The organism is Leeuwenhoekiella sp. NPDC079379, from assembly GCF_044542075.1.
Classification (GTDB): domain Bacteria; phylum Bacteroidota; class Bacteroidia; order Flavobacteriales; family Flavobacteriaceae; genus Leeuwenhoekiella.
In genome coordinates, this window is record NZ_JBITTU010000010.1 from 146,738 (window position 1) to 154,125 (window position 7,388).

General features: G+C 34.2%; 9 protein-coding genes. 7 read left to right on the plus strand and 2 right to left on the minus strand.

The features are described from left to right. Positions 1-22 precede the first annotated feature (22 nt). From ACIGAM_RS16335 to ACIGAM_RS16345, 3 genes are all read left to right on the plus strand, one after another. Positions 23-334: a hypothetical protein gene (locus tag ACIGAM_RS16335; protein WP_396512541.1), complete on the plus strand. Its 312-nt coding sequence runs from the start codon at positions 23-25 to the stop codon at positions 332-334. A gap of 84 nt (positions 335-418) precedes the next feature. Beyond that, positions 419-1,318, plus strand: coding sequence for a class A beta-lactamase, subclass A2 (gene bla / locus ACIGAM_RS16340; RefSeq protein WP_396512542.1), 900 nt, complete (start codon positions 419-421; stop codon positions 1,316-1,318). Between the two features lie 108 nt (positions 1,319-1,426). Next, complete coding sequence (locus ACIGAM_RS16345; protein ID WP_396512543.1) at positions 1,427-1,756, plus strand: DMT family transporter; 330 nt, start codon at positions 1,427-1,429, stop codon at positions 1,754-1,756. 42 nt (positions 1,757-1,798) lie between these two features. On the opposite strand, the gene ACIGAM_RS16350 is transcribed toward ACIGAM_RS16345, so the two are convergent. Next, positions 1,799-3,670 carry a B12-binding domain-containing radical SAM protein gene (locus tag ACIGAM_RS16350; RefSeq protein ID WP_396512544.1) on the minus strand — a complete coding sequence of 624 codons (1,872 nt, stop codon included), beginning with the start codon at positions 3,668-3,670 and terminating at the stop codon, positions 1,799-1,801. 117 nt (positions 3,671-3,787) lie between these two features. After that, a complete protein-coding gene (locus tag ACIGAM_RS16355) occupies positions 3,788-4,396 on the minus strand; it encodes a DEAD/DEAH box helicase (protein ID WP_396512545.1) in 609 nt (202 codons plus the stop codon). A gap of 259 nt (positions 4,397-4,655) precedes the next feature. On the opposite strand from ACIGAM_RS16355, the gene ACIGAM_RS16360 reads away from it, so the two are divergent. The 4 genes from ACIGAM_RS16360 to ACIGAM_RS16375 all read left to right on the plus strand — a co-directional run bounded on the left by ACIGAM_RS16360 (position 4,656) and on the right by ACIGAM_RS16375 (position 7,071). Further along, positions 4,656-5,252 carry a hypothetical protein gene (locus ACIGAM_RS16360; RefSeq protein WP_396512546.1) on the plus strand — a complete coding sequence of 199 codons (597 nt, stop codon included), beginning with the start codon at positions 4,656-4,658 and terminating at the stop codon, positions 5,250-5,252. Positions 5,253-5,474: 222 nt separating this feature from the next. Beyond that, positions 5,475-6,050: a hypothetical protein gene (locus tag ACIGAM_RS16365; RefSeq protein ID WP_396512547.1), complete on the plus strand. Its 576-nt coding sequence runs from the start codon at positions 5,475-5,477 to the stop codon at positions 6,048-6,050. Positions 6,051-6,201: 151 nt separating this feature from the next. Further along, entirely contained in the window at positions 6,202-6,648 is a 447-nt protein-coding gene (locus ACIGAM_RS16370) for a DUF4844 domain-containing protein (protein ID WP_396512548.1), read from the plus strand. A gap of 15 nt (positions 6,649-6,663) precedes the next feature. After that, on the plus strand, positions 6,664-7,071 hold the full coding sequence (locus ACIGAM_RS16375; RefSeq protein ID WP_396512549.1) for a hypothetical protein: 408 nt from the start codon (positions 6,664-6,666) through the stop codon (positions 7,069-7,071). Positions 7,072-7,388 lie beyond the last annotated feature (317 nt).

Genomic DNA, 7,388 nt, shown 5'->3' on the forward strand with positions numbered 1-7,388 from the left:
TATCTAATAACTAAATCAGATTATGAAACAACTTATTTATACTTTAGTCTTAGGTATCGTCCTAATTTCCTGTAGTACTCTTGAAGATAAAAATGAGCAACTCAATTACGCCTTTATTATTAGCTATTCAGATACGGTGACCGTAGGCGGTGTGGTAGGTACTACGGAAAAAACATTTGAAAAAGGTGCTGTTTTTAGTGGAATTGATGACGGTGGTCCCACCATACGCATTAGAATTGCTGAGCATACAAAACGAAATGAAGATTGCCCTAACAGCTGGTGTTATCAGGAATTTTTAGAGGTTCCCAGAGAACTTTTAAAACGTATTGATTAAGTTCTATTTGTATTAAAAAAGTGTTCTAAACTATGCACTTATATTCCTTAATTTAGCCGGGGAAATCTATTTAACGCGTATGTTATGAGTAACAAAACGGCACTATCAATGCTATTCATTTTTATAGCAACCACACTCTCTGCGCAATCTATTGAAACCTTACGCGAGGAACTGAAAGCTGTTATCAACAACAAATCTGCAACTGTGGGCGTAGCTATACACGGAATGCACGAGGCAGACACCCTTTCTATAAATGGGGAAAAACATCTGCCGATGCAAAGTGTGTTTAAATTTCACCTTGCACTCGCGATCTTATATAAAGTTGATAACGGAACTTTTGCATTAAACACCCCAATTGAAATACCTAAAGAGCTGATAGAAAACTATCAACATTTGTGGAGCCCATTACGTGAAAAATATCCTAATGGGGCGACTTTGGAGTTGCAAGAAATTTTAAAATATACCGTCGCGTGGAGTGATAATATGGGCTGCGATGTGCTGTTTGACCTACTGGGCGGTCCCGCTGTGCTTCAGCACTATTTACGGCAGCTTGGTATAGAAGATATCTCCGTTGTACATAACGAAATGACTATGCAGGCTCAATTTGAGAATCAGTTTGAGAACTGGACGACTGCTATAGCTTCAACCCAACTTTTAAAACGCTTTTATGAAAATGAAAACCTATTAAGTACCGAAAGCTATTTGTTTTTATTACATACCTTAAAAGGAACTACCACCGGAAAAAGCAGTATTAAAGGCTTATTGCCCGCAACTACAGTCGTCGCTCATAAAACCGGAAGCAGTGGGCAAACAGAAGCCGGTTTGACAGCTGCTTTAAATGATATCGGCATTGTTTTCTTACCCGATAACACCTACTTCTACCTGAGTGTATATGTGAGTAATTCTACTGAAGATCCTGAGACCAATCAGCGGATTATCGCAGAAATTGCAAAACATACGTATGATTATTTTACCGGCTCATGAGAATGAGGTTTAAAAGTTTCCGCCTTGCGAAATTTGAAAGTATTTTTTTTAGTATAGCCCAATTAATCACTTTTCAATCTCGACCTTTGCAATCTATACATCACGTTTATGAATTGGATTTTAGTAATTATTGCGGGCCTGTTTGAAGTAGCTTTCGCGTTTTGTTTAGGTAAAGCAAAAGAAACTTCAGGCAACGAAATGTATTTCTGGTATGCAGGCTTTTTAGTGGCGCTTTGTATGAGTATGAGTCTTCTTATCAAAGCTACGCAAACACTACCTATTGGCACTGCTTATGCGGTGTGGACGGGTATTGGCGCAGTAGGAACTGTACTGGTAGGAATATTTGTTTTTAAAGAACCCGCCACCTTTCTTCGCATCTTTTTTATTACCACGCTTATAGGTTCTATAATAGGTCTCAAGGCTGTATCGCATTACTAGTTTTTTATTTTATGCGGAACAATTCAATGAAAAAATTGAACTTTACGAAGCAGCTTCGACATTCAGAAAACCAGCAATTAAATCTTCTGGATGACTCTTTTTGACCACCGGAAAATCAAACCAACTTTGTAAATCTGCATCAAAGCCGGTATTGTTTAAATAACTGTTTAAGGCACGGTTTAAACCGGTCGTGTATTTAGGATGATCTGCTCCCTGCACATCTTCATGATATAAATCATTTTGAGCAAAACCTTCAAAAACAGGACCTGTGATCTTAATACCAAAATCCTGCGGATTCTTACCTATAGGACTGTGAACCGTAGTTGTAAACTGATGCCAAAACGCAGACTGAATACAATTGCTTTCAAAAAGTTGGCGTACTACCTCAAGTGAATCTATGGTTTCCTGTTCGGTTTGTGTGGGGAAGCCGTACATAAGATACGCATGCACCATAATCTTATTTAACGAAAAATAATGCGTTACCCGAGCCACCTGGGCAATGTCAACTCCTTTTTTCATTTTAGCCAGCAAACGGTCTGAAGCTACTTCAAGACCTCCTGTTACTGCAATACAGCCAGCTTGCGACATTAATGCGCACAACTCAAAATTGAATGTTTTTTCAAACCTAATATTTGTCCACCAGATGATGGTAATCTCTCTATCTATAAGTTCTTGAGATAACGCTCTTAGCATTTTTGGTGGTGCTGCCTCATCTACAAAGTGAAAACCCGTAATGCCGGTATCGCTTACTATTTTTTCGATTTTATCTACTAAACTGGCAGCAGTTGTATTCTGGTAATTGCCTATATAATCTAAAGTCACATCACAAAACGAACATTGTTTCCAGTAGCAACCGTGAGAAATCGTCAATTTATTCCATCGTGCGTCTGTCCACATACGGTGCATGGGGTTTACCACATCTAGAAAAGAAACATACTTCTCAAAAGGTAATCCCGAATAATCTGGAGCCGGTAAATTACGATGGTGGTAAATGGTATTGGGTAATTTATTCTTATACACGACCGTGTTCCCTTCTAGAATATAGGTGCGCTCAAGCTGGTCTGCATCTATCGTACCTTCTAGATAACTTACAAGTTTTAGTAGTGGTCCTTCCCCATCATCGAGAGCGATAAAATCTATAAATTCAAATATTCTGGGATCTTCTAGAGATCGCAGTTCGGTATTACAATAGCCGCCACCAAAGGCAACTTTAATTTCTGGAAAGAGTTGTTTTATAAATTGAGAACAGCGTAGTGCGGCAAATAAATTTCCGGGAAACGGAATTGTAAAACACACCAGCAGTGGATTACAGGTTTCTATTTGGGCTACTAAAAGGTCTAACATTTGCTCCTCTATAATGGTAGGCTGGTAGCTCAAAAACTCATCAAGCTGATCAAAACTACTGGCTGAAGTAGCAATTTGCTCGGCATATTTTGTAAAGGCGAAAAACTCATCTACGTTTGCCTGTATAAAATCGCCTATTTCTTCAATAAAAAGCGTTCCGTAGTGTTTTGCTTTATCTATAATACCTAATTCACCGGGAGCCCAATCTATGGCTGTATTTACGTTTATTAAGCGATGTCCTTTCGGCAAAAAATGAGGCTCAAGAATTTTATGTGCAGTCTCGAGATCCTGTTTTTGTAAAAACCCAATAACCACATCTACGCAGGCTATATAGCGGTCTTTCAATTTATGGACCTGTGGATATTGAAAATTTTCCAATTCTTTAGCTTCCTTAAATATAGCGCGCAGAAAATCACCGGTAAAAATTGAGGTAAAGAGCTCTATACTTAAATCAAAATGCGTTACTGAAACCTCGTGCTCTTCTAAAAAACCTTTAAGATAGGCCGTTGCGGGATATGCAGTATTCAACTGCGTAAACGGTGGGGTTATAAAAAGAATTGTAGACTGCATGGCACAAAGATAGAATTCTGATATCTGAAATTTAGCGAATTAAACCGGGAATTCTTAAAGTAAAATTTATAAACAAAGGCGCTAATAAACTGCTTTGTGTATGTGTCTAACAAGATTTTACTGTTTAATATATAACGAATTAGCCATAAAGGTATCTTGCCAACTCTCAAAGCGTTTGTCAAATTTTTCTGAAAATATAAGGTACTGGCATTTACCTATACTTTCGGGTGTGCGTACAACATCAGAAAAGCTACTTTTACCCAGTAAAAACTGCGCATCATCAACAATGCACATTTGAAGTTCGTTAAGGTTTATACCGTTGAGAAAAAAAATTTTATTTAATCGCTTAGGTGTTGCAATAACGATATCTGTACCCATGTAAATCTCATCGCGCTGGTCGTCTATATTTTTCTCGTCATAAGCGCAATACACGCGTAAATCTGTCTGTTGTCTGTAAGCGTAAAATTCTGTCTCAAGATCGAGAGCCGCCTGCTTATTTTCTACAAAAATTAAAGCTCGAGGTGCATCTGCGACAGCCTCTTTTAGCTTTTGTATGACACTTAAAATAATACTTGTTGTTTTACCAGAACCTTTTGGTGCAATGACAAACATACTGGCACCTCCTTTAATTTTAGAGAGTATTTTTTTTTGCAAGGGCAAAGGTTCTTGAAACCCTTTGTGTGCGAGTGTTTCTTTTAAAGGCTCAATTAATTTTTTAAATAACATAGGTATGCTTCCTGAATTTGTGGCAAAGATAGTTGTTATTAAACAGGGTGCTCCAGTAATCACTACCTTAAAATCTAGAATTTGCAGTATTGTTTAGACCTTTTATGCTGCGGAAGAATAATTTATTAAAAAAGCATAATTTTAAGCATAATAGCAAACTGCTAAAAAGAACAAAAACATGCTGTTATCACGCAACTAATACTGATAAAGTGTATATTTAGTTTTGATATAACACGTTAGCAAAAATTAAAAACTAAAAATGAGAAACCTTTATTTAGCAATTATACTTTTGACTTTTTGGAGTTGTGATGCTCAAAACAAAAAGACATTATCCGAATACTCTTGTGAATGCATAAATCAAATATCAACTGAATTAAATCAACCTAAACTCATAGCAGAAATACAAAAATGTGTTAGTGATGGATATGAAAAATACGCTGACGAAGTTCAAGAGATTATTACTGATTTTAGTAACAATAATCCAAATTCAGATTTAACTACTATGCAAAATCACGTACGGAAAGTATTGACAGAAAAACTGATTGAAGAATGTCCGAAGTACGCAGAAATTACATCTGATTTAATTTCCAAAAAAAGACCAATTTCAAGTAATATAATTAAAACAGTATCGGACGAAATTTGTGCAGAAATAAACAAATTGGAAGAAACAAAATTATCGAATAAAATTGTTGACCCAATACTGATGAAAGTTACTATGAAATACGATAAACAAATTAGAAATGAATACAATCTATCGGACAGAGAGCAAATGAAAAAATACGGTTATGATTTATCGTATAAATTAATGGCTGATTGTGAAAAATATAAAGTTTTTGGAATTCAAAAGCAGAAATAACTTTTGCTAACACCGTATAAAAATAATAGGGCAATTAGTTACCTAATTCAATGACTTGGGGCGCATTTGCAAGGTCGCCAAATTTTTAAATTTGGCTTATTGAGAAAAAAAGGTAATAAGAAATATTTAAAAATTCGGCTTGTGTTTAACCGAATAGTAACAGCTCATTTTCAGCCCTACTGTTCTTATACAATTCCGTTGTAGCCAATTAAAAAAACACGAATGAACAAAATAATCTTTACTATAATTCTTTTTTTAGGGTTTTCAAACTTTTTATTTTCTCAACAAAAAGAATCTGACACAATTAAATATGTGCCAAATGATTTTGTCAAAACTTTATTGAAAGAAAATGATAGTTTAAAAATTGTATTTAATAAGACGAAAGAAAAATTAACGAAAGAGCAAATTGAAAAAATTTTCTCTAAAACTGAAAATAAAGAATATGACATTAAAAAAACTCGAATTGCATTAGAATTAACTTCAATATTAGGAGATAATTGGAATTTTGATGAAACCCTTAAACCGGAAAACACATTGAATTTTAAAACTATTGAAGAGTTTGAAGAATTCAACAACTCATTACCAACTTCAGAATCGGTCTCTTTTGAAAATGATGGTAGTTTAAAAAGAAAAGAAACGACTTTTAAGAATGGTTGCAAAGAGATTATCGAAAAAGATAATAACGGAAATTATATAAAAAAAACAATAGATAAAAATGGTATTGAAACTAGTGAAAAAATTAAAGATATTTCTGAACTAAAAATCTCAAAACCTCAAGTGGAAATTATAAAAGAATAATAACTGGCTACAACAACGTATAAAATTAATTGCTATTGCAAGCCTATTTACGAAAATCCTCCCGGATTTTCTATTCGGTTTGTATTTGCTAAATTAGGTGGTAAAATCACGCAACTAATCTTATACAAACACGTTGGCAACAATTTGAGAAATGACGAAATACATTCAAATTTTAATAATCTTTTTAACCTTTTCTGCTTGCGGACAAAATGTAACCGAAATGACAACACCTGAAAATGCGAATGAAAAGTTTGCGGAATTTATAGCAAAGAAAAAGTTCGTGTCTGAAAATCATTATCCAGGAATTGCGGACGAAAAAATGCGACCAATTTTTACGGCAAAAATAAATCAAGTTGCGTCTGATTTTAAAACTGTTGCGGAATCTGATATACAAACTGACAAAAAGTATCAAGAAAAAATCAGAATTGGACTTTCAAGGTTTGCGGAAATTTATATGGAGTTGGACACAGAAGACCGAGAAAGGGTTTGCTCATATTTTGAGGAATTAATGGACATTGTGGAATTGGAAAGCTCAAATGGACAATTAAATAAATTTATGTACGGATTTGATATTGAGCCATTATTAGATAAAAATTAAATATGGCTAAAAAAAATGAAAAAAGAGCATAAAGAAATAATTGATTTGATTTCTAGTTATTTAGAATATGACCCAGAATTAAGATTTGGACAAGCACTATTTAATCTCAAAATAAATGAATTTCAAAAGTCTACTGACCCAAGAAATCCTAATTATAATTTAAGAGATATTCATAATGACAATGATGCTGACATTCTTAAGCGTATAAAAAGTCAACTTAAATGGTTTGACTTACAAAGAAGAGTAATGAAAGGGACATCAAAAGTTGTCGGAATTGAAGGAATGACTGTTAATGAGAGATTATATGCGACTGACTTAATGGAATTATTTGACGAAATGAAAAAAACGAATAAAGAATATGCTCAATACATTCTAAAATCATTAAAAGTGGATATAGAATCAATTGAAAAAATCCTGAAATAAAAACTGTTGCCAACAACGTATATAGCTCATAGCTAATTAGTTGCTCAATCGAAGTTAACGCATATTTGAAAAGTCGCCAAATTTTTAAATTTGACGATTTCCAATAAAAAAGATAAATAGTAAAATTTAAAAATCTGGCTTGTGCTTAATCCGAAAATAATTTTCTAATTTACACGCCACTAATCTTATACGTAAACGTTGCCCACAATTAAAAAAACTATGCCCGAATTCAAGAACTTAACGCAACAAATCAAAATTCTAGATTTGTTGTATGCCTATCAAAAACTATAATCGATTAAACCTTAAAGAGCGGGTTA